Here is a 22,416-nt window from a genome sequence, read left to right on the forward strand (position 1 = left end):
GGCTCCTTCATGGGGGCATTAACGGTCATCATTTTTTCGGCTCCTCCATGTTCAGCGGGAAGTGACAGCTGAACTGATGGCCCTTGATCTTGTTCATCAACGGAGTTTGCACGCACTGCTTCTGGGCATAGGGGCAGCGCGGCCCCAGACGGCAGCCGATGGGCAGGTGTTGCAGTGGCGGGATGACCCCGGGCAGGGTCTCGAGGCGCGACTTGTGGCGCACCAGCTTGTCAAAGTCGGGGATCGATTTGAGCAGGGCATCGGTATAGGGGTGATGCGGGGTCTCGAGGATCTGCTCCCGTGTGCCCACTTCCACCATCTGGCCGCAGTACATCACGTTGATGGTATCGGTCAGGTTGGCGATGGCGGCGATATCGTTACTGATGATCAGGATGGTGGTATTGCCCAGCTTGTTCATCTTGTCCAGCAGTCGCAGGATCTGGGAGTGGGTGGTGGACTCCATGGCGCTGGTGGGCTCGTCGGCTACCAGCAGACGCGGCTGGTTGGCAATGGCCATGGCGATCATCACCTTCTGGCACATGCCATCCGACAGCTCGTGGGGATAGGCGCGCATCACCTTGCGGTGATCCTTGACGCCTACCCGGTGCAGCAGGGCGATGGCCTTCTTCTTGCGCCACTGGAAGCGCTGCCAGAATTGTCCCTCGAACGAATCGGTCGGGATCGCCTCTTCCAACTGGGTGCCGATCTCCTCGGAGGGGTCGAGACAGCTGATGGGGTCCTGGAAGATCATGGCGATCTCGCGGCCCATGATGCGACGGCGCTCCTTGGGAGCCATGGTCAGCAGATCCATGTCGTTGAAGCGCATCCGGTCGGCACGTACCGTCCAGTTGTCCTTCTCGATGCCGACGATCACCTTGGCGATCAGACTCTTGCCGGAGCCGGATTCACCCACCAGACCGCGGATCTCCCCCTCGGTCAGGGTCAGGCTCACCTTGTCCACCGCCTTGACCTTGCCTTGCGGGGTGTCGATCTCGATGGTGAGATTGCGAATGTCGAGCAGCGGCATCAGTCGTTCCCCTCTTTAAGTGCTTCGCGAATGCCTTCACCAACTAAATTGGTCACCAGCACGCTGAACAGGATGGCGATGCCGGGCAGGGTGACGGTCCATGGGGCGAGATAGATAAGGTCGCTCGAATCGGCCAGCATGGTGCCCCACTCCGGTTGGGGAGACTGGGCGCCGAGGCCAAGAAAACCGACTGCCGAGATATCGAGAATGGCCGCCGACAAGGTGCGGGTGGTCTGAGCCACCAGGGTTTCGACAATGTTGGGCAAAATAGCCAGACGCATGATCCGGAAGGGGGGCGAGCCATCGAGGCGGCTGGCGGTGATGTACTCCTTCTGCATCTCGGCATGCACTGCGTTATAGGTGGCCCGGATAAAGGGCGGGATCAAGGCGAGCGTAATGGCAATCAGGGTATTGCCAAAACCCGGCCCCATGATGGCGACCATGATGATGGCCATCAGCAGGGAGGGGATGGAGAGCAGGGTATCGAGCAGGTGGTGCAGCACGCTCGATTTAAGCCCCTTGCTCATCCCGCCGAGGATACCGATGGCGGAGCCCACCACCATGGCGATCACCACCACGACCAGCGCATAGCCGAAGGTGAGGCGCGCCCCCACCACCAGCCGGGAGAGCATGTCGCGCCCCAGATCGTCGGTGCCGAGGAAGTAGTCGATGTTGCCGGTTGCCGCCCAGGAGGGGGCGAGCAGCAGCTTGTCGGTGTGCTGTTCATCGATGCCGTAGGGGACGACCAGCGGCCCCACCAGCGTGATGAGCAGCAACAGCAAAAAGCACCATAGCCCCGCCATCGCCAGAGGATTGCGGCTGTAGGAGGCCCACGTCTGCTCAAGGGGCGAGAGGATCTTGAGCTCGGGATAGATGTTCGATTTATCTTGCATAGGATACCTGGCTCCTGGTCACGCCATGAGCGCGTTCAATCTTGTTTGGCATACAACTCTTTGCGCCGTGCCGGATAGATAAGGGTGGTCAGCAACTCGGTGCTGACGCTGGTCAGGATCACGAAACTGGCCACCACCAGGGTCGCGCCGCGAATGGCGGCGTAATCCTGCAGGGCGATGCTGCTGATGAGCCAGCGGCCGATCCCGTGCCACTCGAACACCACCTCGGTGATCATGGCGGAGGTGAGCACGCTACCCAGTTGCAGACCCAGCAGCGGCAGTACCGGCGGCAAGGCGTTCTTGAGACCATGGCGCCAGACGATCTGCGCCTTGGAAAGGCCCCGGCTCGCTGCCGCCTTGATGTAGTTCTGCTTCATCACGTCGATGAGCGAGCTGCGTACATGGCGGATCACTTCGGTGGTAGGCACTACCGCCAGCACCAGTGACGGGAGAATGAGGTGGCGCAGGGCATCGTGCAGCGCCGCTTGCCGCCAGGGCTCGTTGCTGAGCAGCACATCGATCACCGCGATGCCGGTAATGGGGGGCACGTCGTAGAGCAGGCTGATCTGGCCCGACGCCGGCAGCCAGCCGAGATCCAGCGAAAAGAGCATCACCACCAGCAGCGCCAGCCAGAACACCGGCACCGCATAGCCGATAAGACCGGCAGTCATGATGGAGAGATCCAGCGTCTTGCCCTGTGACAGGGCCGCCAGGGTTCCTAGAGGGATCCCCACCAGCAGTGAGATGGCGAACGCCGCCAGACAGAGGATCAGGGTTGCCGGGAAGTAGTGGCGGATCTCGTCCAGCACCGGCAGCCCGGAGACGCTGGAGAGCCCCAGGTCACCTGCGAAAATGCGGCGCAGGAAATCGGGATAGCCGCTCCAGAAGCTGAGCTGATGACCGATCAGCCGATAGTCCAGCAGATAGGCGACAAAGGTCAGCGCCAGCAGGGTGATAAGCAGCAGGTTGATGCGGCGCAAGGTGTATAGAAGCATGCTTACTCCCTGTGAGCCTGGTTGAAGGAGGTGCCGCCAAAGGGCATCAGCGTCAGCCCCTCGATGTCGCTGCGGCTGACCTGGGTACGCAAGGCGTGCGCCAGCGGGATCAGCGGCAGCTGTTCGTTAAGCAGGGTCTGGGCATAGTAGTAGTTGCGCAGCCGGAACGAGAGCTGGGGCGTGGTGACCGCATCATCCAGCAACTGATCGAAGGCCGGGCTGCACCAGCGGCTGTAGTTGTTGCCGCGCTCCACTGCCGAGCAGCTCAGCAACTGGCGGAAGAAGTTGTCCGGGTCGGCGTTGTCGGCAATCCAGCCGGAGAGCAGGCTGTCGTACTGCCCCTTGGTGAGACGGCCTTCAATCACCGGCCACTCCCGTTGCACGATCTTGAGCTTGATCCCGACCTTGGCCAGATCGCTGCGGATCAGCTGGGCGGTCTTGACCGCATCCGGGTTGTAGGGGCGGGCGTCCGGCTGTACCAGTACCTGCATCTCGAACCCTTTCTCCAGTCCCGCCTCCTTGAGCAGCTGGCGCGCCCGTTTCAGGTCGGGCTTGCGCTCGGGCAGGCTGGGGTTGTACCCCCATGAGAGGGTCGGCAGCAGGCTGTTGGCGGGCAGGCCGGTATCGAAATAGACCGCTTGCAGCAGGTTGTCGATATTGATGGCGCTGGCAATGGCCTGCCGCACCTTGACGTTGTTGAATGGCGGCTTGCGGGTATTGAGGGCCAAAAAGGCGACGTTCATCCCCGACTGGACCGAGAGGCTCAGCGCCGGATTTTGCTTGATCACCGAGAGCTGGCTGGCGGAAGGGGTGCTCATCACGTCGCACTCGCCGGTCAGCAGCTTGGCCAGCCGTTTGGCGGATTTGGGGGTAATGTCGTAGACCAGCTGTTCAATCTTGGCATCGCCGCCCCAATAGCCGGGGTGGCGCAGATAGCGAATGAACTCGTTGTGGCGATACTCCTTGAAGCTGAACGGCCCGGTGCCGATAGGGCGGCTATCGAGCAGGGCTGGGGTGCCCGCCTGCAACATCTGCTCGGCGTATTCGGCGGAGAGGATCACCGCATAGTCGCTGGCCAGAGTGGCGAGGAAGGAGGCGTTCGGCTGGTTCAGCTCGAACACTACCGTCTGCGGCCCCTTTTTGCTCACCCGCTTGATCAGCAGATCTTGCCCCAGGCTGTAGAAGTAGGGGTAATCGCCGCCGGACACATTGTGATAGGGGTGCTGCTCGTCAAGCTGGCGGGCATAGGTAAAGACCACGTCATCGGCATTGAAAGTGCGGGTGGGCTTGAACCAGGGGGTATGGTGAAACGTCACCCCCTTGCGCAGGGTCAGGGTATAGGTGAGGCCATCCTCGCTGACATGCCAGTTGGTGGCGAGCGCCGGCTCCAGCGCCAGGGTGTTGGGGTTCACCTCCAGCAGGCGGTCGTAGAGCGGACGGGCACTGGCATCCAGTGTCACCCCGGAGTTGGAAACATGGGGATTGAAGGAGAGGGGGGATCCCTCAGCACAATAGATGAGTCCGGTTTTGGAGGCCTCGGGTTGCTTCTGGCAGCCGGTGACCAGCACCAGCAGACCCAGCAGCAAGGGTGTGAGCATTCTCATTGTTGAACCATGTTCTTATAGGGGTTTTGTACGCACGTTTTGATACAAATGTGCCAGCGCGAAGGCTGGCGTGTTGCTGGAGTCGGCATCAACCGCGCTCCTTCACTCTTGTTCTGCATCGTTATCGCCATCCAGCAGCTGATATTTGCGTAGCATGCCACGGAACTGGTGATAGCTTAAGGCCAGCAGTTGAGCGGCTTTGCGCTGATTATACTGGGATTGCTGCATCGCTTGCTTGAGTAAATTAATCTCGTACTCCGCCACAGCCTGCTTGAGATCGAGCGGCAAGGCGAGGGGGGATGCAGATTGTACCTCGCTTCGGGCCTCTTGCGCAGGTTGCGTGACCTGTGGTCGCCAGGGGGAATCAAACGGGTTGAGCACCAGGGTCGAGAGCGGCAACTGGGGATTGCCCTGACGATAGATACTGCGCTCCACCACGTTCTTCAGCTCCCGTACGTTGCCCGGCCAGTGGTAATCCAGCAGCAGCTGGGTTGCCTTACGCGAGAAACCGGCAAACAGCGGATAGCCCAGCTCCCGCGTCATGCTGTGGGCGAAGTGTTCCGCCAGCATCAGGATATCTTCCCGCCGCTCCCGCAAGGGGGGGAGGGTGATTACATCAAACGCGAGTCGGTCGAGCAGATCGTGGCGAAACTGCCCCTTGTCGGCCAGCGCAGGGAGATCCTCGTTGGTGGCGCAGACCAGCCGCACATCCACCTTGAGGGGCTTGGCCCCGCCCACCCGCTCGAACTCGCCATACTCGATGACCCGCAGCAACTTCTCCTGCACCCGGGCGCTGGTGGTGGCCAGCTCGTCAAGGAACAGGGTGCCGCCATCGGCCCGCTCGAAGCGGCCCTGATGGCGCTTGGCTGCGCCGGTAAACGATCCCGCCTCGTGACCGAACAGCTCGGTTTCCAGCAGGCTCTCGCTCAGGGTGGCGCAGTTGATGGTGACAAAGCTTTGATCCCAGCGCGCCGAGAGATAATGTAGGCGGTGGGCGATCAGCTCCTTGCCCGTCCCCCGCTCACCGATGATCAGCACGGGTTTGCGCAGCGGGGCGAGCCGTGAGGCCTGCTCAATGATCTCGAGAAATGCGTTGGATTCCCCCAGCAGGCTTTCCGTGGCCGTGGTCATAGTGATCCCTGTCAGTTGTAAAAGCTGGTCAATCTTACCAAAAGTTGGTGATTTTAATCATCACTTGCGCGAGGCATCTTGCAATCCGGCTATTCTGCCCCATATAAATCAACAAGTTAAATTTTGTTCCAGATTGGCACACAAGTTGCCATTGTCAATGGAGAAACAACGCCATGCCAATAACAGGAGTGCAATCATGAGTATTTTTTCCCGTCTGGCCGACATCATCAATTCCAACCTGACGGCCCTGCTCGACAAGGCAGAAGATCCCCAGAAGATGGTGCGCCTGATCATCCAGGAGATGGAGGACGAGCTGGTCAAGGAACGTTCCAATCTGGCCCGCTTCCTCGCCAGCCAGAAAGAGATTGGCCGTCAGGTCGCCCGTCATCAGGAGCGGGTCGACGAGTGGCAAGCCAAGGCCGAGCTGGCCCTGACCAAGGGACGTGAAGATCTGGCCCGCGCTGCCCTTATCGAGAAGAAGAAACAGACCGAGTTGTCAGAGACCCTCTACCGCGAGCAGCAGGCGGTCGACAGCGGCATCGAGAAGCTGGGTGAAGAGATCCGCCAGCTCGAAGCCAAGCTGGAAGATGCCCGCGCCCGTCAAAAGGCGATGGCCATTCGCACCGAAGCGGCCAGCAGCCGTCTCAATGTGCAGAGCCAGGTAGCCCGTGGCGAGAGCCAGGCGGTGGTGAGCAAGTTCGAGCGGATGGAGCGTCGCATCGACGAAATGGAAGCGCGCGCCGATCTGGGTCAGTCCGACAAGGCGCTGGCGCAGCAGTTTGCCGAGCTGGAAGTGGACGATCAGATAAGCCGCGAGTTGGAAGCCATGCGCCAGAAGCTGGGCCAGGGCGACAGCAAAAGCGAAGGCAAACAGGGGGAGTAACAGATGGAAGATCTGCTGGGCGTATTGATGGTTCCCATGGTGGTCTTCATGGTGGTGGTAGCCCCCATCTGGCTGGTGCTGCACTATCGTGCCAAGGGGCGGATTGGCGCCGGTCTTGCCGATAGCGAGCGGGAACAGCTGCAAGGGCTGCTGGCTCGCACCGAGAAGATGCAGGAGCGAGTGGGCGCGCTGGAGTCGATTCTGGATGCGGAAGTACCCGGTTGGAGGAACAAGGTATGAGCAGTGTCAGTCGTGAAGGGCGTAACCTCTATCGTGATCCCCAGCGTGGCAAGATAGCCGGGATCTGTGCCGGTTTGGCTGAGTATTTCGGGGTGGAGACCTGGATCGTGCGGCTGCTCGCCATCAGTGGCCTTATCTTCGCCGGTTTCATTACCTTCACCGCCTATATCGCTGCCTGGTTCTTGCTCGACAAAAAGCCGGTCACCCTCTATTCGCAAGAGGATGCCGACTTTGCCGAGGTGCGGATGAAAGCGCGCAGCTGGCAGGCGGGGATCACCCCTCATCAGGCGCTGGGCCGTATCGCGCAGGAACTTGACGCGCTGGAGCCCAGAGTTCAGCGGATCGAGAAGCTGGTGACCTCCAGGGAGTTCACCCTGCAGCGGGAATTTCGCAAGCTGTAGTGCTTGCCAAAGCACTCAATGTCGATGGTGGCGCCTCCCGTGATGCGCCACCATCGACACCAGCTATCCAGATGCAACCACCAAGGGAGAACGGGTCAAGCCTTGATACTCAATAAACTGGAACAGAAGTTGACTCGCCTGCAGAGCAAGGCGAACGACGTGGTGAACCGGGTGCGGGATCGCCATATCCGGCTGGCGGTGACCGGCCTCTCTCGCAGCGGCAAAACCGCCTTTATCACGGCGCTGGTCAACCAGCTGGAACACGCGGCCATCGATGGCCGTTTGCCGTTGTGGGATGCCCTGCGTCAAGGGCGCATCCTCGGCGCCCGCCGGGTGCCGCAGCTCAATGCCCACATCCCCACCTTTGCCTACGAGCGTGGCCTCGACTCCCTGTTTGGCGATCCACCTGCCTGGCCCGAGCCCACCCGCGGCGTGGCTGAAGTGCGCCTCGAAATCCGCTATCGTACCCGTCACCCTCTGCGCAAGCATCTGGGGGAGATCTCCACCCTCTACGTGGATCTGGTGGACTACCCCGGGGAGTGGCTGCTCGACTTGCCGCTCCTTGAGATGAGCTACGAGCAGTGGAGCGAACAGGTGCGCGAGCAGCTTCGTCGCCCAGAGCTGCAGGCACTTGCCGCCAGCTGGCTGACACCCGGGTGGCAGGTCAATCAGCGCTTCGAAGAGCGGCCGGTGGCTGAGCTTGCCGAGCGCTACACCGCCTATCTGCATGCCTGCAAACAGGAGCTGGGATTGCACCTTATTCAACCCGGCCGTTTCGTCTTGCCGGGGGAGTATGCCGGTGCCCCCATGCTGCAGTTTGTCCCCTGGGTGTGGGAGATGCCTGACAGAGAGCCCGCCGATGGCACTCTTTACGCCACTCTCAAGCAGCGCTTCGAGCAGTACAAACAGCATCTGGTGCAGGGTTTTTATGAGCAGCACTTTGCCGGCTTTGATCGCCAGATCGTGCTGGTGGATTGCCTGCAGCCCCTCAACGCCGGGGCGGCCAGCTTTGGCGACATGCAGCAGGCCATCGCCCGCATCATGGAGAGCTTTGCCTACGGCAAGAGCAACTGGTGGCGGCGACTCTTCTCGCCCCGTATCGACAAGCTGCTGTTTGTGGCGAGCAAGGCCGATCACGTCACCCCCGAACAGCATGCGCCCATGGTCTCCCTGCTCCAGCATCTGGTGCGCAGTGGCCGCGGGCAGGCCCGTTTTGAGGGGATCACCACCGAGTGTCTGGCGCTCGCCGCCATCAAGGCGACCGAAGTTGGCAAGGGGGTGGCCAATGGCCGCGAGTTCCCCGCCATCCGTGGCTCTAGCCTGAGCGGTGAGCCGCTGCTGCTGTTCCCTGGGGAGGTGCCGCCCCATATTCCCCCCGCACAGTGGTGGAACAGTCAGGGTTTTGATTTTCAGGCGTTTCGCCCCATGCCCATGAGCCCCCATCAGGCGCTGCCCCATATCCGGCTCGATGCAGCGCTGGAGTTTCTGCTCGGGGATCACCTCGAATAACGGTGTGCGGTCTTGGCACCTGAGCCGAAGGCTGCGCACAGGAGAACAATGCGATGAACGATCAGATAAAAGAGCGGCCACCGCTGCAGGGCAAGGTGATCCTTGAGCCAGCCTTGACGGTGGCCAGTGACGAGCGACCGCCCGCACCAGCCCAGCGGCTGGAGGAGGCGAGTTTCGAGCGCCTCGACGAGCTGGACGAGTTCACCGAGGTGGAGAGCGCCCTCGTCATCAAACCGCGCCGCCGCCATCGGCTACTGGCGTGGGGGCTGGGGGCGGTCGGTCTGCTCTCGTTGGGCCAGTATGGCGCCTTTCTTTACGATCAATTCCTCACCACCCCGCTCTGGGGCAGCGCCTGGCTGGCGGCCTCGGCGCTGGTGGCTGCGGGGACCGCCAGCGTGGTGGGGCGCGAGTGGCTGCGGCTGCGCACCCTCAAGCGGCGTCAGGATGTACGCTCGCGCGCAGAAGATCTGCTTGCTCATCAGGGAGTCGGGCAGGGGCAGGCCTTTTGCGAAGGGTTGGCGGTCAAAAGTGGCGACAAGGGGCGCGAGGGGTATCAAACCTGGCTGGCCCAGCTCGATGAGAGCCACAGCGATCGGGAGGTGCTGACCCTCTACAGCCAGCTGGTACTCGGCGAGCGCGACAAGCTGGCGCAGGCGCGGGTAGCCAAGTGGTCGGGGGAGGCCGCCGTGCTGGTGGCGCTGAGCCCGCTCGCCACCGTCGACATGATGCTGATGCTGTGGCGCAACCTGCGGATGATCGAGGATATCGCCGATGTCTATGCCATCGAGCTCGGCTACTGGAGCCGCATACGCCTCATCCGTCAGGTGTTTCGCAACATGCTCTACGCCGGTGCCACCGAGCTGGTGACCGAGGTGGGGATGGACTTGCTGGGCGCCGAGTTTGCCGCCAAGCTCTCTGCTCGCGCGGCGCAAGGGGTGGGGGCCGGGCTTCTCACCGCTCGCCTTGGCCTGCGCACCATAGAGGCGTGCCGCCCGCTGCCCTGGTGTGCGGACGAGAAGCCCAAACTCGGTGAGCTGCGCAAGCGGCTGATCGGCCAGCTGGCGGGGTATCTCAACAAATCCTGATAGCCCTGTCTGCACCTTGCTGCGATGACCCATGCCCCTGTCGTGCTCGCCAAGCCGCAGGGGCATGGTTTTAATCGGCAGATCATTGAGTTGGCAGCAGTGCCCGGTTTTGGCGAGGCGCCCGTTTACGGTTAAGCTGGCAGTCAATCGTATCAATCACACCAATAGTACCAATCGGCAAGGATGCCCGATGAACTTTACCTTTCGCCAGATCCGTTATTTTGTGGCCGTGGCCGACAGCTTCTCAGTGAGTCGTGCCGCAGCCGAGCTGCATATCTCCCAGTCGGCGGTCACCAGCGCCATTCGCGAGCTGGAGACCGAGCTCGGCGCCCCGCTATTCGAGCGCAATCCGCGCGGCGTCACCCTCACCACCCAGGGCCACCAGTTTTTGCTCCACGCCCGCCGCATTCTCGGCGCCATGACCGAGGCGAGCCACTCCCTCAAAGCGGTGGCCCAGCAGGATCAGGGGCGACTCACCATCGGCGTGACCACCTTGGTGGCGGGTTACTACCTCTCAGAGGCGCTTGGCCGCTTTCGCCGTGCCTTTCCGGCGGTACAGATCGAGGTGAAGGAGGATGAACAGCCTTTTCTGGAGCACCAGATCGTCAACGGCGAGGTGGATGTGGGGATCCTGATGACCAACCGCACCATCCGGCAAGAGGCGTTTGATACCGAATTGCTGACCCGTTCGCCGCTGCGGCTCTGGCTGGCCGCCAACCACCCGCTCTGCGCCGAGTCGACCCTCTCGCTCACCGCGCTGGGGGAGGAGCCGATGATCTCGCTGACCGCCGATCAGCTCGATCAGATCATCGGTGGCGGCCTGCGCCGCTACGGCATCTCCCCCCGTATCGTGCTGCGCACCGCGTCGGTGGAGGCAGTGCGCAGTCTGGTGGCGAGCCAGCTCGGGGTCGCCTTGTTGCCCGATTTTGCCTATCGCCCCTGGTCGCTGGAGCAGGAGCGGGTCGAGGCGCGCCCCATCAAGGAGCCCATTCCCGCCATCGATATCGGGCTGGTGTGGCGCCGTGGTTCTCGGCTGGATTGGACGGCGCGGGAATTTATCGATATTGCGCGGGATCAGAGCCGGTTGCGGGCCCGTCAGGCGCTCCCTCGCTAGCCATATCTTGCGGGGTAGCCACCAAAAATCAGATTCATCTGCACTCGATATCGATTTAGCTGATACCTGAGCCACCAAAAATTGAAATATTCATCGTATTGCCACTCCCCTAAGCTCATTGCTGGTTAACAGGATGTTAACGCCTATGGTGGCGTTCCTTCACCTGATGCAAGTCAACACAATGCAAGGAGTGCATGATGAAATTGACCCCTCTGATGCTGGCTCTTGTTCCGGCGCTGCTGGCAGGCCAGACCCAGGCTGCCCCGACCGAGCTCGGCAAGGGTGAAGGCCAGCTCAATATCGTGGCCTGGGCTGGCTACGTTGAGCGTGGCGAGACCGACAAGAACTACGACTGGGTGACCGGATTCGAGAAAGAGACCGGTTGCAAGGTGAGCGTCAAGACGGCGGCCACCTCGGACGAGATGGTGGCGTTGATGAACGAGGGGGGCTTCGATCTGGTGACCGCCTCCGGCGATGCCAGTCTGCGTCTGATTGCCGGTGGCAAGGTGCAGGCGCTCAATCTGGCGCTCATCCCGAGCTACAGCAAGATTGATCCCCGGCTGCAAAATGCCCCCTGGCACACTGTGGATGGCAAGCACTACGGCGTGCCCTACCAGTGGGGCGGCAATATCCTGATGTACAACACCAAGGTATTTCCCAAGGCACCGGACTCCTGGAACGTGGTATTCGAGGAACAGACCCTGGCGGATGGCAAGTCCAACAAGGGGCGGGTGCAGGCCTTTGACGGCCCGATCCACATCGCCGATGCCGCCCTCTATCTGATGACCCATCAGCCTGCCCTGGGCATCAAGGATCCTTACGAGCTGAACGAGGATCAGTACAAGGCCGCCCTCGACCTCTTGCGCCAGCAGCGTCAGCTGGTGGGACGCTACTGGCACGACGCCTTCGTCCAGATCGACGACTTCAAGAACGAGGGGGTGGTGGCCTCCGGCTCCTGGCCGTTCCAGGCCAATACCCTGATCGCCGACAAGCAGCCCATCGCCACGACGGTGCCCAAGGAGGGCGTCACCGGCTGGGCCGACACCAGCATGGTACACAGCGAGGCGAAGAACCTCACCTGTGCCTACAAGTGGCTGGAGCACTCCCTGAGCAACAAGCTGCAAGGGGATCTCGCCTCCTGGTTCGGCTCCGTGCCGGTGGTGCCCGCCGCCTGTGAGGGCAATGCCCTGCTGGGCCCGACCGGGTGCAAAACCAACGGTATCGACAACTTCGATCGGGTTCGCTTCTGGCGCACTCCGGTCTCCCAGTGCAAGAGCCAGGGAACTTGCGTGCCCTATTACCGCTGGGTTTCCGACTATATCGCCATTCTGGGCGGCCGCTAAGGCGGGGGTGAGCAAGGTGGTCTGAACCGCTGCCACCTTGCCAACGGCAGGGGCGCTGCGCCTCCTCTGCACGACTGCCGAGAGCGGATAATCAAGCGGGCCGGACAGGAGTCCGGCCCATCCCAGCACAGACAAGGACGCCCCATGAACGCCGTACAATTTGACCGGGTCAGTCGCCACTATGGCGAGGTGAAGGCGGTCGACGACATCTCTTTCCAGATCCCCTCCGGGGAATTCTTTACCCTGCTGGGGCCGAGCGGTTCCGGCAAGACCACTTGCCTGCGGATGATCGCGGGCTTCGAGTACCCGAGCGACGGGGAGATCCGCCTGTTCGGCGAGCCCTGCTCCACCGTGCCCCCCTACGATCGCAACCTCAATACCGTGTTTCAGGACTATGCCCTGTTTCCCAACATGGATGTGCGCGACAACATCGGCTATGGCCTGATGCTCAAGGGGGTCGCCAAGGCACAGCGTTACCGCAAGGTGGACGAGATGCTGGAGCTGGTGCGACTGCCCGGGGTCGGCAAGCGCCGCCCGAGCCAGCTCTCCGGCGGCCAGCGCCAGCGCATCGCCATCGCCAGAGCCCTCATCAACCAGCCACGCATCCTGCTGCTGGATGAGCCGCTGGGGGCCCTCGATCTTAAACTGCGCGAGCAGATGCAGCTTGAGCTCAAGGCGTTGCAACGCCAGCTGGGCATCACCTTTATCTTCGTCACCCACGATCAGCAGGAGGCGCTCTCCATGAGCGACCGGATCTGCATCTTCAGCCAGGGCAAGATCGAGCAGATCGCTGCGCCAGATACCATCTACGATGCTCCGGCGACGCCGTTTGTGGCCCGCTTCGTTGGCACCGTCAATCTGTTCGAAGGGGAGCAGGCCAGACGGCTGTGCGGCGACGGCAGCCAGATGATGGTGCGCCCGGAGCGGATCCGGCTCGCTGAGGCGGGCGCGCCGGGCTGGTCGGGGGAGATCCGCGAGGTGGAGTATCTGGGTCCCTTCGTCCGTTATCGGGTTGATCTCGGGGAGCAGCTCGAGATCATCGTCAACCACCCCAATGAGGGGCAGGCCCGTCTGGCCCGTGGCAGCAGGGTCAGCCTCAGCTGGCCGGAGCAGGCTATCCATCGCCTGAGCTGCGCCCATCAGGGGGCGCAGCCATGAGTGCCCCTCACAGTGCGAGTCTTGCCATGAACCATCAGCCCGAACCTGCCCGTTTCAGGCCGCTGCGGCGCCTCTCGACCCTGCTCTATGGTCGGCCCGGCCTGCTGCTGGCGATCCTGCTGGGGCCGCCGCTGCTGTGGCTCGGCATCATCTATGTCGGCTCCTTGCTGATGCTGCTCTCCAACTCTCTGTTCGGGCTGGACGAGTTCAGCGGTCAGGTGCGCCACGAGCTGGGGCTGCAAAACTTCGTCGCCCTGCTGCGGCCGGAGAATCTGGATGTGATCGGCCGCACCGTCGGCATGTCGTTGCTGGTAACCCTGGCCTGCGCCCTGCTCGGTTTTCCGATCGCCTACTACATGGCGCGCTACACCAGCGGCAAGACCCGGGCCCTATTCTACGTCGGCATCATGCTGCCGCTCTGGTCCAGCTATCTGGTGCGGGTCTACGCCTGGAAGCTGATCTTGGCCAAGGAGGGGGTAGTGAGCTGGCTGGCAGACAGCATGGGGCTGGAGTGGCTGCTCGATGCCATCCTCTCCTTGCCGGTGATAGGTGGCCCGTCGCTCTCCTTCTCGCGGCTCGGCACCTTTATCGTGTTTGTCTATGTCTGGCTGCCCTTCATGATCCTGCCCATCCAGGCGGCGGTGGAGCGGATCCCGCGCTCTTTGCTGGAGGCGAGCAGCGATCTGGGGGCGACACCCGCCCAGACCTTTCGCAACCTGATCCTGCCGCTGGCGTTGCCCGGTGTGGTGGCGGGCTCCATTTTCACCTTCTCGCTGACCCTAGGTGATTACATCATCCCCGGCATCATCGGCAACTCGACCATGTATATCGGTCAGGTGGTCTACATGCAGCAGGGTACGGCGGGCAACTTGCCCTTTGCCGCCGCCTTCTCGCTGGTGCCGATCCTTATCATCGCCATCTATCTGGCGATTGCGAAACGGTTAGGAGCCTTTGATGCGCTTTGACCCTATCGCTTTGAACCGGCAGCAAGGAGGCCGTCATGTCAGCTAGCTCAGTGAGCCGTCAGGGAGAGCGCCCTTCGGGCCTGCTCAAGTACGCCGCCATCGGTGGACTCTTGTTCCTGCACTTTCCCATTCTGTTTATCTTCCTCTACGCCTTCACCAGCGAGAGCAAGAGTTACCAGTTTCCGCCCCCCGGGCTCACCCTCAAGTGGTTCGAGGTGACCCTCAATCGTCCCGATGTGTGGCGTGCCATCCAGCTGTCGCTGGAGGTCGCGGGGCTGGCGACGCTGGCAGCCATGATCCTCGGCACCTTGGCGGCAGGGGCCATTGCCCGCAGCCGCTTCTTCGGTCAGGAGGTGGTGTCGCTCTTGCTGGTGCTGCCCATCGCGCTGCCCGGTATTGTCTCCGGTATCGCGCTGCGCTCGGCCTACGGCTTGATGGAGATCCCGTTCAGCTTCTGGACCATCGTTATCGGCCACGCCACCTTCTGTGTGGTGGTGGTCTACAACAATGCGCTGGCCCGTTTTCGCCGCACCAACCAGAGCCTCATCGAGGCGTCGATGGATCTCGGGGCCGACGGCTTCCAGACCCTGCGCTACGTGATCCTGCCCAATCTGGCCACTGCGCTGCTGGCGGGGGGCATGCTGGCCTTTGCCCTGAGTTTTGACGAAGTGATCGTCACCACCTTTACGGCGGGCCAGCAGACCACCCTGCCCATCTGGATGTATCAGGAGCTGATCCGCCCCCGAGATAGGCCGGTCACCAACGTGGTGGCCCTCATCATAGTGGCCTTCACCACTATCCCCATTTTGCTTGCCTACTACCTTACTCGCGACACCCACGATGTCGCTGGCAGTGGCAAATGATGACTCAACGCGTGCGCAAGGATGCAACCATGAAACTCTCTACCCAACTCTTGATTGATGGCCAGTTTGTGACCGGCGAGGGGCAGGCTGAACCCATTCTCAACCCGGCCAACGGCGAACAGATCGCCGCCGTGCCCGAAGCCTCGTTCGAACAGGTGAACCGGGCGGTGAACGGTGCCCAGCGCGCCTTCGCCCAGTGGAGCCGCACCACCCCGGCAAGCCGCAGCAACCTGCTGCTGCGTCTGGCGGATCTCGTCGAGCGCCACGCCGAGGAGTTTGCAGCGCTGGAATCCCTCAACTGCGGCAAACCTTATCTGGCGGTGCTCAATGACGAGCTGCCCGCGGTGGTGGACTGCTTCCGCTTCTTTGCCGGGGCGGCCCGTTGCCTGCAAGGGCCGCTGGCGGGGGAGTATCTCGAGGGGCACACCAGCATGATCCGCCGCGATCCCATAGGTGTTGTGGGCAGTATCGCCCCCTGGAACTACCCGCTGATGATGGCGGCCTGGAAGATGGCGCCGGTGCTGGCGGCGGGCAATACGGTGGTGCTCAAACCCTCCGAGCAGACCCCGCTCACCGCCTTGCGTCTTGCCGAACTGGCCAGCGAGATCTTCCCCCGCGGCGTTATCAACGTCATCTGCGGGCGGGGGGAAAGCGTGGGGGCACCGCTGGTGGAGCACCCGCTGGTACGGATGGTGTCGCTCACCGGCGATATCGCCACCGGCCAGAAGATCCTGCAAAGCGCCGCCCGCACCATGAAGCGCACCCACCTTGAGCTGGGGGGCAAGGCACCGGTGATCATCTTCGACGATGCTGATCTGGAGGCGGTGGTAGCGGGCATTCGCACCTTCGGCTTCTACAATGCAGGGCAAGATTGCACCGCCGCCTGCCGTATCTATGCCCAGGGCAAGATCTACGACAAGTTTGTCGCCGCCATGACCGATGCGGTGGCCTCCATCAAGGTGGGAAGTCAGTACGAGGAGGGTGTGGAGATGGGGCCGCTTATCTCGGACAGACAGCGCAACCGGGTCGCCAGCTTTGTCGAGCGGGCCCAGAGCAGCGGTCATGTGGAGGTGACGGCGGGGGGCAAGATCCGTCCCGGCAACGGCTTCTTCTTCGAGCCGACTCTGATTGTCGGGGCCCGGCAGGAGGATGAGATCGTGCGCCGCGAGGTGTTTGGCCCCGTGGTGTCGGTGACCCGTTTCAACGATGCCGAGCAGGTGGTGCAGTGGGCCAACGACTCGGACTATGGCCTCGCCTCGTCGGTCTGGACCAAGGATTTGAGCCTCGCCAGCAAGGTGGCCAGCCACTTGCAATATGGCTGCACCTGGATCAACACCCACTTCATGCTCACCTCCGAGATGCCTCATGGCGGCATGAAGATGTCGGGCTACGGCAAGGATCTCTCCCTCTATGCGCTGGAGGATTACACTGTGCCGCGCCATATCATGGTCAAGTTGTAGTGGGGATTGGCTAGCGGGTTGTCACAATTTATTTACAACTCTTTCAGGCAGCCGACTCATGGGTCGGCTGCTTTTTTTGTTGCCATTTCGTTACAGTGAAACCGTGATGAAACGGCAAGGCGCCTTGATATGGCGCCAGAGGATGGAACCGCTATGGCAACCTTTTACACCGCCCACCAGCCGGATGCTGACGGGGTGATCCACTACAGCAACGAAGAGCACGGCACCTGGCAGATCCTGATCGAACGTCAGTTCGCCGCTCTTGCTGGCAAGGGGTGTAACGAGTATCTGGCCGGTCTCGACAGACTGGGGCTGCCCCGTGATCGCATCCCCCAGCTGGCCGAGATCAACGCCGTCTTGCAGCCTGCTACCGGCTGGTCGGTGGCGGCGGTGCCTGCGCTTATCTCGTTCGATCGCTTCTTTGCCCTGCTGGCCAATCGCCAGTTTCCGGTGGCGACCTTTATCCGGCGCCGGGACGAGCTCGACTACCTGCAAGAGCCGGATATCTTTCACGAGATCTTCGGCCACTGCGCCATGCTGACTAATCCGGCCTTTGCCCACTTCACCCACCTCTACGGTCAGTTGGGGCAGCAGGCGAGCAAGGAGCAGCGAGTTTTTCTGGCGCGGCTCTACTGGTTCACCGTGGAGTTTGGCCTCTTGGCGACGCCGGACGGGCTGCGTATCTACGGTGGCGGCATTCTCTCCTCCATTGGCGAGACCGCCTATGCCCTTTCCGGCAAGCCGCTGCTGCAACCCTTCGATCTACTGACTGTGCTGCGCACCCCCTATCGCATCGACATCATGCAGCCCACCTATTTTGTGCTGCCGAGTCTCGATCATCTCTACCAGCTGACCGGGGAGGAGATCATGGCTGCTCTGGCCGAGGCCAGTCGGCTTGGCCTCTATCCGCCGCGCTTTGAGGTTCCCGCTGGCAAACAGGCAAGCTGACCAAAAGCAAACAACCCTATTTCATTTTCATTAATTTTTCATTAATTCAAGCAGGAGTAACTTATGTCCGAACTGGCCAGCCAGCAGTGTGAAGCGTGCCGCGCCGATGCCCCCAAGGTGAGCGATGAGGAGCTGCGCGAGCTGATGCAGCTTATTCCCGACTGGCAGCCGCTGGTGGAGGAGGGGGCGCTGCAACTGCGGCGGGAATTTACGTTTCGCAACTTCAAGGAGGCGCTGGTTTTTACCAACCGCCTGGGGGAGCTGGCGGAGGCGGAGTTCCATCATCCGGCCATCCTGACCGAGTGGGGGAAGGTAACCGTCAGCTGGTGGACCCACAAGATCGGCGGATTACACCGCAACGACTTCATCATGGCTGCACGCACGGATGAGCTGCTGAAGTGAACGCCACCACTCATCGAGTGAGCGATATGGTGATCGTCAGCTGGTGGATGCATAAGATCGGCGGTTTGCATCGCAACGACTTCATCATGGCGGCGCGCACCGATCAGTTGCTCCGGTAATCGCACCCCACAGCAGCGTCATCGGTTGACCCGGGCCTGCCTGCGAAAGCGGGGCGGGCCCGCATTTTTATGGGCTGGCGCTCGCACTGGGGGGATCGAGACTGTATTATCCGCTCATTCATAGAGTTAGCTAGGAAGTGTGTCCCGAATGCGTCTTGAAGTCAGCTGTGAAGACCGCCTGGGCCTGACCCGGGAACTGCTCGACCGCCTGGTGGAGCACAATATCGATCTGCGCGGCATCGAAATCGATACCTCAGGCATCATCTATCTCAACTTTCCCGAGCTGGAGTTCAGTGATTTTCAGCATTTGATGCCGGAGATCCGCCGCATTCCCGGCGTCTACGACGTCAAGACCATCCCCTACATGCCTTCCGAGCGAGAGCACCACGAAATCGAGGCGCTGCTCAAGGCGCTGCCGGATCTGGTTTTCTCTCTCGATAGCAAGGGCAAGGTGACCCAGGCCAACCAGTCTGCCCTCACCACCCTCGGCTTGCCGGTGGAGGAGGTGCGCGGCGTGGCGCTCGGTTCGCTGGTCAAGGGGTTCTCCTTCACCCGCTGGCTGGAGGCGAGCGAGATCAAGCCGCAGACCTGCAAGCTCAGTTTCAATGGCGAAGAGTATCTGGCAGATCTGATGCCGCTGTTCGTGGCAGAAGCCCGCGGCAAGCAGGCGCTGGCCGGGGCCGTGGTGGTGCTCAAATCTGCCCGCCGGGTCGGCCTGCACTTCAGCGCGCTTCATGCGGTGGAAGTGGGGGGCTTCGAGCATCTGCAGGCCGAGAGCCCCAAGATGAAAGAGGTGCTGTCGCAAGCGCGCAAACTGGCGATGCAGGACGCGCCGCTGCTGATTGTCGGTGAGACCGGTACCGGCAAGGAGCTGCTGGCCCGTGCCTGTCACGGGGCCAGCCTGCGCTCCAGCCACCCCTTTATGGCCCTCAACTGCGCCGCCATGCCCGATAACGTGGCCGAGAGCGAGCTGTTTGGTTATGCCCCCGGTGCCTTTGGCAACAACACCGAGGGCAAGCGCGGCGTGCTGGAGCTGGCGAGCGGCGGCACCCTGATGCTGGACGAGATCGGCGACATGTCTCCCCATCTGCAGACCAAGTTCCTGCGGGTGTTGCAGGATGGGGTGTTCCGCCGGGTTGGTGACGAGCAGGAGGTGAAGGTCAACGTGCGTTTCATCTGCACCACTCAGAAGCAGTTGCTGGATCTGGTGCACGAAGGAACCTTCCGCGAGGATCTCTACTATCGCCTCAACGTGCTCAGTCTGGCGCTGCCCCCCCTGCGCGAGCGCAAGGCAGACATCATGGTGCTGGCCCAGCAGTTTGTCTCCCGCTTTGCCAGCGAGTTGCAGCGACCCCGTCCGCGCTTTACCCGCAACATGGCCGACTACCTGACCGCCTACCGCTGGCCGGGCAACGTGCGTCAGCTGCGCAACTGTCTCTACCGTGCCATGACCCTGCTGGAAGGGGATGAACTGGGGCCCGAGCAGATCGACCTGCCGGTGGCGGCCGATACCATGCCGCTGATCGACGAGTGGTTTGAGGGGAATCTCGACGATGCGGTGAAGCGCTTCGAGAGCCAGCTGCTGGCCCGGCTCTATCCCGCCTTCCCGTCGACGCGCCAGCTGGCCAAACGCCTGGGCGTGTCGCATACCGCCATCGCCAACAAGCTGCGAGAATACGGCATCAGCAAGAAGTGATTTCCGTCTTGTTGCCTGCTACCAGAGAGCCCGTTACCAGACGGGCTCTCCGTTTTCTTTACACGAACTCGGTAGTTGATGGCGGGGTGAGACTTGTCAGGCCAGTGTCAGCCAACTTACTATCTGGGTTCATGTACCCGAACCGCAATGCCATAGCAGCGGTATTGTCAAGGCGACTACCTCCCGATCATGCTGTTACTCTTTTCCCCCCGTTTAACTGCCCGTCTGGCGCTCCTGTTGGTTGCGTTTGGCCTGCTGTTGCCCCGCGCGCTGGCGGAAACGGCCGCAGAGAGCCGGGCGACGGCGGTCAGGGAGCTGGTGCTCGATATCATGAGTTATACCCGCTGGCCCACCGAGCCTGCGGTGCTGCGCATGTGTGTGGCGGCGCCGACCGAATATGCCGGCGCTCTCTTTACCATCGATCGTCAGGCCAATGGGCGTACCGTGCAGGTCCATCGTTACGAGGCGAGCGATCCGGCCATCAGCGATCACTGCGATGTGCTCTATCTGGGGGTGCTCGACGAGCCGACCCGGATTGCGCTGTTTGCCCGCCTGCAGGGACACCCAGTGCTCAGCATCAGCGAATACAACCACGACTGCTCCACCAGCTCGGTGTTCTGCCTGCAGACCTCGCCGGACAGCGTGCGGGTGCGGTTTAAAGTGAACCTCGATGCTCTGGCCCTGAGCGGCGTGCGGGTGCATCCCGCCGTGCTCAAGCTGGCCCATGCCGACAAGGGGGTTCCATGAGACGACAGGTGAGCGCGGCTCCCCGCCGTCTGACCCTGCGTCAGAGCCTGGGGCGAACCCATCTGGTGGCCGCCATTACAGCCGTCAGCGTGGCAGGACTCTTTTTTACTCTGGTGGCCCTGCTGGTAGTGCGTTTTTACGCCGACCACAATCTGGAGCTGGTAGCCCGCGCCATCAGCTACAGCGCCGAGGCGGCGGTGGTGTTCCACGATGAGGAGGCGGCGAGCGAGGCGCTCAGTGGCATCGTTGCCAAGGAAGAGGTGGCTGAAGCCACTATCGTGCTGACAAATGGCCAGCTGCTCGCCAGTTGGGAGCGCCCCAGAAGCAACCCGCTGGTGACGCTCGAAGACTATCTGGCCCAACTGCTGATGCCGGGGCCTGTCAAACTCCCCATGCTGCGGGGTGGTGAGCAGATCGCCACCATCGAGCTGCGCGGCCACGGTGAATATCTGTTGCTGTTTTTGCTCTCGGCGCTGCTGGTGATGGTAGTTTGCCTGATGCTGAGCGCCATGGTGGCACTCTATGTGGCTGACCGGATGCAGGTCTCCATCACCGCACCGCTGCGCAAACTGGCACTTGTCGCCCACTCGGTACGCCGACAGCGCACCCTGGGGATGCGGGCGCCACCGGCCGATATCGTCGAGATTAACGAGCTGGGGGATGACTTCAACTCCCTGCTGGACGAGCTGCAAGCCTGGCAGGCCCAGCAGGCCCGCGAAAATGCCAGCCTGCTCCATCAGGCGACCCACGATGCCCTCACCGGACTGCCCAATCGCGCTCTGTTTGAAGCGCGGCTCGCGCAGGCCATCTCCCTCGGCGAGCAAGAGGGGTTTGCGCTGCTCTATCTCGACTGCGATCGCTTCAAGCAAATTAATGACACGCTGGGGCACAACGCCGGTGACGATGTGCTGATCGCGCTCTCAAGACGGGTACAACATCAGCTGCGTCCGGATGATCTGGTTTTTCGCCTCGGTGGTGACGAGTTTGCTGTGCTGGTTGGCCCACTCCAGCGACAGCATGAGGTGGAAGAGGTGATTGGCCGCATCCAGCAGGCGATGAGCGAACCGGTGGCGCTGCGTGATGGTCGTCAGCTGGTGGCAGAGGTGAGTGTCGGCTTTGCCGTCTATCAGGCGGGCATGAGTGCCAGCGTGCTGTGTGATCAGGCCGATGCGGCCATGTATCTGGCGAAACGGGCGCGCCACAGCGAACAGCAAACCATCGCCTGACTGGCAAGAATAACAACATAAACAAGGAGCAAACCATGAAGATCACCCACCTGTTGAAAGTGACCCTGCTGGGGTTGATGTTGTCGCTGCTGGCCGGTTGCCAGAGCGCGCCCAAAGGGTTGACCCCGGAGCAAATCGCCGTGCTCAAGGAGCAGGGCTTTTATCTGACCGATGAGGGGTGGACGCTGGATCTGGCCAACCGGGTGCTGTTTGCCAACAACGTGGGGGCGCTCAATCCCCAGACTCGTCAATCCGTTGAAAAACTGGGTAAAACACTGCTTGGCGTAGGGTTGGACAAGGCGCGGGTGGATGGGCACACCGATAATACCGGCGAGAGCAGCTACAACCAGCAGCTCTCCCTGAAGCGGGCCCAGTCGGTGGCCGATGTGCTGGTCTCGGTCGGCATGAAGCCAGCCAATCTGGAGATCCATGGCCGTGGCGAGACCATGCCGCTGGCGGATAACAAGACCAGAGAGGGCCGGGCCGCCAACCGCCGGGTTGCCATCGTCATCAGCGATCAATAACCCTTTCATCGTTTCGTTACCCATAAAAAAAGAGCGCCCGACCGGCGCTCTTTTTGATCGCGACAGCTGGGGTCGCGGGGGCA

At 61.8% G+C, this 22,416-nt stretch carries 23 protein-coding genes; 18 read left to right on the forward strand and 5 right to left on the reverse strand.

Translation table 11 applies throughout. The annotated features are described in order from the left end of the window. Positions 1-28 precede the first annotated feature (28 nt). The 5 genes from AB5Z05_RS12130 to pspF all read right to left on the reverse strand — a co-directional run bounded on the left by AB5Z05_RS12130 (position 29) and on the right by pspF (position 5,650). The gene (locus tag AB5Z05_RS12130) at positions 29-1,027 is read right to left on the reverse strand and encodes an oligopeptide/dipeptide ABC transporter ATP-binding protein (protein WP_005333679.1); all 999 of its coding nucleotides are present in this window, start codon (positions 1,025-1,027) and stop codon (positions 29-31) included. Continuing rightward, positions 1,027-1,920 carry an ABC transporter permease subunit gene (locus AB5Z05_RS12135; protein WP_005333677.1) on the reverse strand — a complete coding sequence of 298 codons (894 nt, stop codon included), beginning with the start codon at positions 1,918-1,920 and terminating at the stop codon, positions 1,027-1,029. The genes AB5Z05_RS12130 and AB5Z05_RS12135 overlap by 1 nt, the downstream gene beginning before the upstream one ends. Positions 1,921-1,955: 35 nt before the next feature. Continuing rightward, positions 1,956-2,915 carry an ABC transporter permease subunit gene (locus AB5Z05_RS12140; RefSeq protein ID WP_005333676.1) on the reverse strand — a complete coding sequence of 320 codons (960 nt, stop codon included), beginning with the start codon at positions 2,913-2,915 and terminating at the stop codon, positions 1,956-1,958. A gap of 2 nt (positions 2,916-2,917) precedes the next feature. Beyond that, complete coding sequence (sapA, locus tag AB5Z05_RS12145) at positions 2,918-4,513, reverse strand: ABC transporter substrate-binding protein SapA (RefSeq protein WP_041202111.1); 1,596 nt, start codon at positions 4,511-4,513, stop codon at positions 2,918-2,920. Positions 4,514-4,621: 108 nt separating this feature from the next. After that, positions 4,622-5,650, reverse strand: coding sequence for a phage shock protein operon transcriptional activator (gene pspF, locus AB5Z05_RS12150; RefSeq protein ID WP_005333674.1), 1,029 nt, complete (start codon positions 5,648-5,650; stop codon positions 4,622-4,624). A 196-nt stretch (positions 5,651-5,846) separates the two neighbouring features. Between pspF and pspA the strand changes: the two genes are divergently transcribed. From pspA to AB5Z05_RS12240, 18 genes are all read left to right on the forward strand, one after another. Further along, on the forward strand, positions 5,847-6,533 hold the full coding sequence (gene pspA, locus AB5Z05_RS12155; protein ID WP_005361184.1) for a phage shock protein PspA: 687 nt from the start codon (positions 5,847-5,849) through the stop codon (positions 6,531-6,533). A gap of 3 nt (positions 6,534-6,536) precedes the next feature. Further along, positions 6,537-6,773, forward strand: coding sequence for an envelope stress response membrane protein PspB (gene pspB, locus AB5Z05_RS12160; protein ID WP_005333672.1), 237 nt, complete (start codon positions 6,537-6,539; stop codon positions 6,771-6,773). Further along, the gene (gene pspC, locus AB5Z05_RS12165; protein ID WP_005333670.1) at positions 6,770-7,174 is read left to right on the forward strand and encodes an envelope stress response membrane protein PspC; all 405 of its coding nucleotides are present in this window, start codon (positions 6,770-6,772) and stop codon (positions 7,172-7,174) included. Before pspB ends, pspC begins: the two co-directional genes overlap by 4 nt. Before the next feature lie 102 nt (positions 7,175-7,276). Continuing rightward, complete coding sequence (locus AB5Z05_RS12170) at positions 7,277-8,683, forward strand: YcjX family protein (protein WP_021231383.1); 1,407 nt, start codon at positions 7,277-7,279, stop codon at positions 8,681-8,683. 53 nt (positions 8,684-8,736) lie between these two features. Next, on the forward strand, positions 8,737-9,768 hold the full coding sequence (locus AB5Z05_RS12175; protein ID WP_043824835.1) for a YcjF family protein: 1,032 nt from the start codon (positions 8,737-8,739) through the stop codon (positions 9,766-9,768). 190 nt (positions 9,769-9,958) lie between these two features. After that, the gene (locus tag AB5Z05_RS12180; RefSeq protein ID WP_005346246.1) at positions 9,959-10,882 is read left to right on the forward strand and encodes a LysR family transcriptional regulator; all 924 of its coding nucleotides are present in this window, start codon (positions 9,959-9,961) and stop codon (positions 10,880-10,882) included. Positions 10,883-11,079: 197 nt separating this feature from the next. Continuing rightward, a complete protein-coding gene (locus tag AB5Z05_RS12185) occupies positions 11,080-12,225 on the forward strand; it encodes an ABC transporter substrate-binding protein (protein WP_368151701.1) in 1,146 nt (381 codons plus the stop codon). A 144-nt stretch (positions 12,226-12,369) separates the two neighbouring features. Then, a complete protein-coding gene (locus AB5Z05_RS12190) occupies positions 12,370-13,383 on the forward strand; it encodes an ABC transporter ATP-binding protein (RefSeq protein WP_368151656.1) in 1,014 nt (337 codons plus the stop codon). Then, positions 13,380-14,348 (forward strand): ABC transporter permease, encoded by a 969-nt coding sequence (locus tag AB5Z05_RS12195; protein ID WP_368151658.1) that lies wholly within the window; start codon positions 13,380-13,382, stop codon positions 14,346-14,348. Before AB5Z05_RS12190 ends, AB5Z05_RS12195 begins: the two co-directional genes overlap by 4 nt. 35 nt (positions 14,349-14,383) lie before the next feature. Then, the gene (locus AB5Z05_RS12200) at positions 14,384-15,211 is read left to right on the forward strand and encodes an ABC transporter permease (protein ID WP_368151660.1); all 828 of its coding nucleotides are present in this window, start codon (positions 14,384-14,386) and stop codon (positions 15,209-15,211) included. 29 nt (positions 15,212-15,240) lie between these two features. Next, a complete protein-coding gene (locus AB5Z05_RS12205; protein ID WP_040069353.1) occupies positions 15,241-16,671 on the forward strand; it encodes a gamma-aminobutyraldehyde dehydrogenase in 1,431 nt (476 codons plus the stop codon). Positions 16,672-16,824: 153 nt separating this feature from the next. Next, positions 16,825-17,619, forward strand: a complete 795-nt coding sequence (phhA, locus tag AB5Z05_RS12210; protein WP_368151662.1) for a phenylalanine 4-monooxygenase — start codon at positions 16,825-16,827, stop codon at positions 17,617-17,619. 63 nt (positions 17,620-17,682) lie between these two features. Beyond that, entirely contained in the window at positions 17,683-18,021 is a 339-nt protein-coding gene (locus AB5Z05_RS12215; RefSeq protein ID WP_368151664.1) for a 4a-hydroxytetrahydrobiopterin dehydratase, read from the forward strand. Next, positions 18,018-18,140, forward strand: a complete 123-nt coding sequence (locus AB5Z05_RS12220; RefSeq protein WP_257496256.1) for a 4a-hydroxytetrahydrobiopterin dehydratase — start codon at positions 18,018-18,020, stop codon at positions 18,138-18,140. Before AB5Z05_RS12215 ends, AB5Z05_RS12220 begins: the two co-directional genes overlap by 4 nt. A gap of 148 nt (positions 18,141-18,288) precedes the next feature. Next, positions 18,289-19,836, forward strand: coding sequence for a transcriptional regulator TyrR (gene tyrR, locus AB5Z05_RS12225; protein ID WP_005333656.1), 1,548 nt, complete (start codon positions 18,289-18,291; stop codon positions 19,834-19,836). Positions 19,837-20,025: 189 nt separating this feature from the next. Then, positions 20,026-20,583, forward strand: coding sequence for a YfiR family protein (locus AB5Z05_RS12230; protein ID WP_005333646.1), 558 nt, complete (start codon positions 20,026-20,028; stop codon positions 20,581-20,583). Further along, positions 20,580-21,809, forward strand: a complete 1,230-nt coding sequence (locus tag AB5Z05_RS12235; RefSeq protein ID WP_368151666.1) for a diguanylate cyclase — start codon at positions 20,580-20,582, stop codon at positions 21,807-21,809. The genes AB5Z05_RS12230 and AB5Z05_RS12235 overlap by 4 nt, the downstream gene beginning before the upstream one ends. A 35-nt stretch (positions 21,810-21,844) precedes the next feature. Continuing rightward, the gene (locus AB5Z05_RS12240; RefSeq protein WP_005333642.1) at positions 21,845-22,333 is read left to right on the forward strand and encodes an OmpA family protein; all 489 of its coding nucleotides are present in this window, start codon (positions 21,845-21,847) and stop codon (positions 22,331-22,333) included. Positions 22,334-22,416: the final 83 nt, after the last annotated feature.

This window comes from Aeromonas sp. R2-4 (assembly GCF_040908365.1).
Classification (GTDB): domain Bacteria; phylum Pseudomonadota; class Gammaproteobacteria; order Enterobacterales; family Aeromonadaceae; genus Aeromonas; species Aeromonas veronii.

Coding starts and splice junctions, on each gene's coding strand:
- AB5Z05_RS12205 (WP_040069353.1), top strand. CDS start 15,241: ATGAAACTCTCTACCCAACTCTTGATTGATGGCCAGTTTGTGACCGGC.
- AB5Z05_RS12240 (WP_005333642.1), top strand. CDS start 21,845: ATGAAGATCACCCACCTGTTGAAAGTGACCCTGCTGGGGTTGATGTTG.
- AB5Z05_RS12235 (WP_368151666.1), top strand. CDS start 20,580: ATGAGACGACAGGTGAGCGCGGCTCCCCGCCGTCTGACCCTGCGTCAG.
- AB5Z05_RS12135 (WP_005333677.1), bottom strand. CDS start 1,920: ATGCAAGATAAATCGAACATCTATCCCGAGCTCAAGATCCTCTCGCCC.
- pspC (WP_005333670.1), top strand. CDS start 6,770: ATGAGCAGTGTCAGTCGTGAAGGGCGTAACCTCTATCGTGATCCCCAG.
- AB5Z05_RS12140 (WP_005333676.1), bottom strand. CDS start 2,915: ATGCTTCTATACACCTTGCGCCGCATCAACCTGCTGCTTATCACCCTG.
- AB5Z05_RS12175 (WP_043824835.1), top strand. CDS start 8,737: ATGAACGATCAGATAAAAGAGCGGCCACCGCTGCAGGGCAAGGTGATC.
- AB5Z05_RS12190 (WP_368151656.1), top strand. CDS start 12,370: ATGAACGCCGTACAATTTGACCGGGTCAGTCGCCACTATGGCGAGGTG.
- pspF (WP_005333674.1), bottom strand. CDS start 5,650: ATGACCACGGCCACGGAAAGCCTGCTGGGGGAATCCAACGCATTTCTC.
- phhA (WP_368151662.1), top strand. CDS start 16,825: ATGGCAACCTTTTACACCGCCCACCAGCCGGATGCTGACGGGGTGATC.
- AB5Z05_RS12230 (WP_005333646.1), top strand. CDS start 20,026: ATGCTGTTACTCTTTTCCCCCCGTTTAACTGCCCGTCTGGCGCTCCTG.
- sapA (WP_041202111.1), bottom strand. CDS start 4,513: ATGCTCACACCCTTGCTGCTGGGTCTGCTGGTGCTGGTCACCGGCTGC.
- pspA (WP_005361184.1), top strand. CDS start 5,847: ATGAGTATTTTTTCCCGTCTGGCCGACATCATCAATTCCAACCTGACG.
- tyrR (WP_005333656.1), top strand. CDS start 18,289: ATGCGTCTTGAAGTCAGCTGTGAAGACCGCCTGGGCCTGACCCGGGAA.
- AB5Z05_RS12215 (WP_368151664.1), top strand. CDS start 17,683: ATGTCCGAACTGGCCAGCCAGCAGTGTGAAGCGTGCCGCGCCGATGCC.
- AB5Z05_RS12200 (WP_368151660.1), top strand. CDS start 14,384: ATGTCAGCTAGCTCAGTGAGCCGTCAGGGAGAGCGCCCTTCGGGCCTG.
- AB5Z05_RS12130 (WP_005333679.1), bottom strand. CDS start 1,027: ATGCCGCTGCTCGACATTCGCAATCTCACCATCGAGATCGACACCCCG.
- AB5Z05_RS12180 (WP_005346246.1), top strand. CDS start 9,959: ATGAACTTTACCTTTCGCCAGATCCGTTATTTTGTGGCCGTGGCCGAC.
- pspB (WP_005333672.1), top strand. CDS start 6,537: ATGGAAGATCTGCTGGGCGTATTGATGGTTCCCATGGTGGTCTTCATG.
- AB5Z05_RS12195 (WP_368151658.1), top strand. CDS start 13,380: ATGAGTGCCCCTCACAGTGCGAGTCTTGCCATGAACCATCAGCCCGAA.
- AB5Z05_RS12185 (WP_368151701.1), top strand. CDS start 11,080: ATGAAATTGACCCCTCTGATGCTGGCTCTTGTTCCGGCGCTGCTGGCA.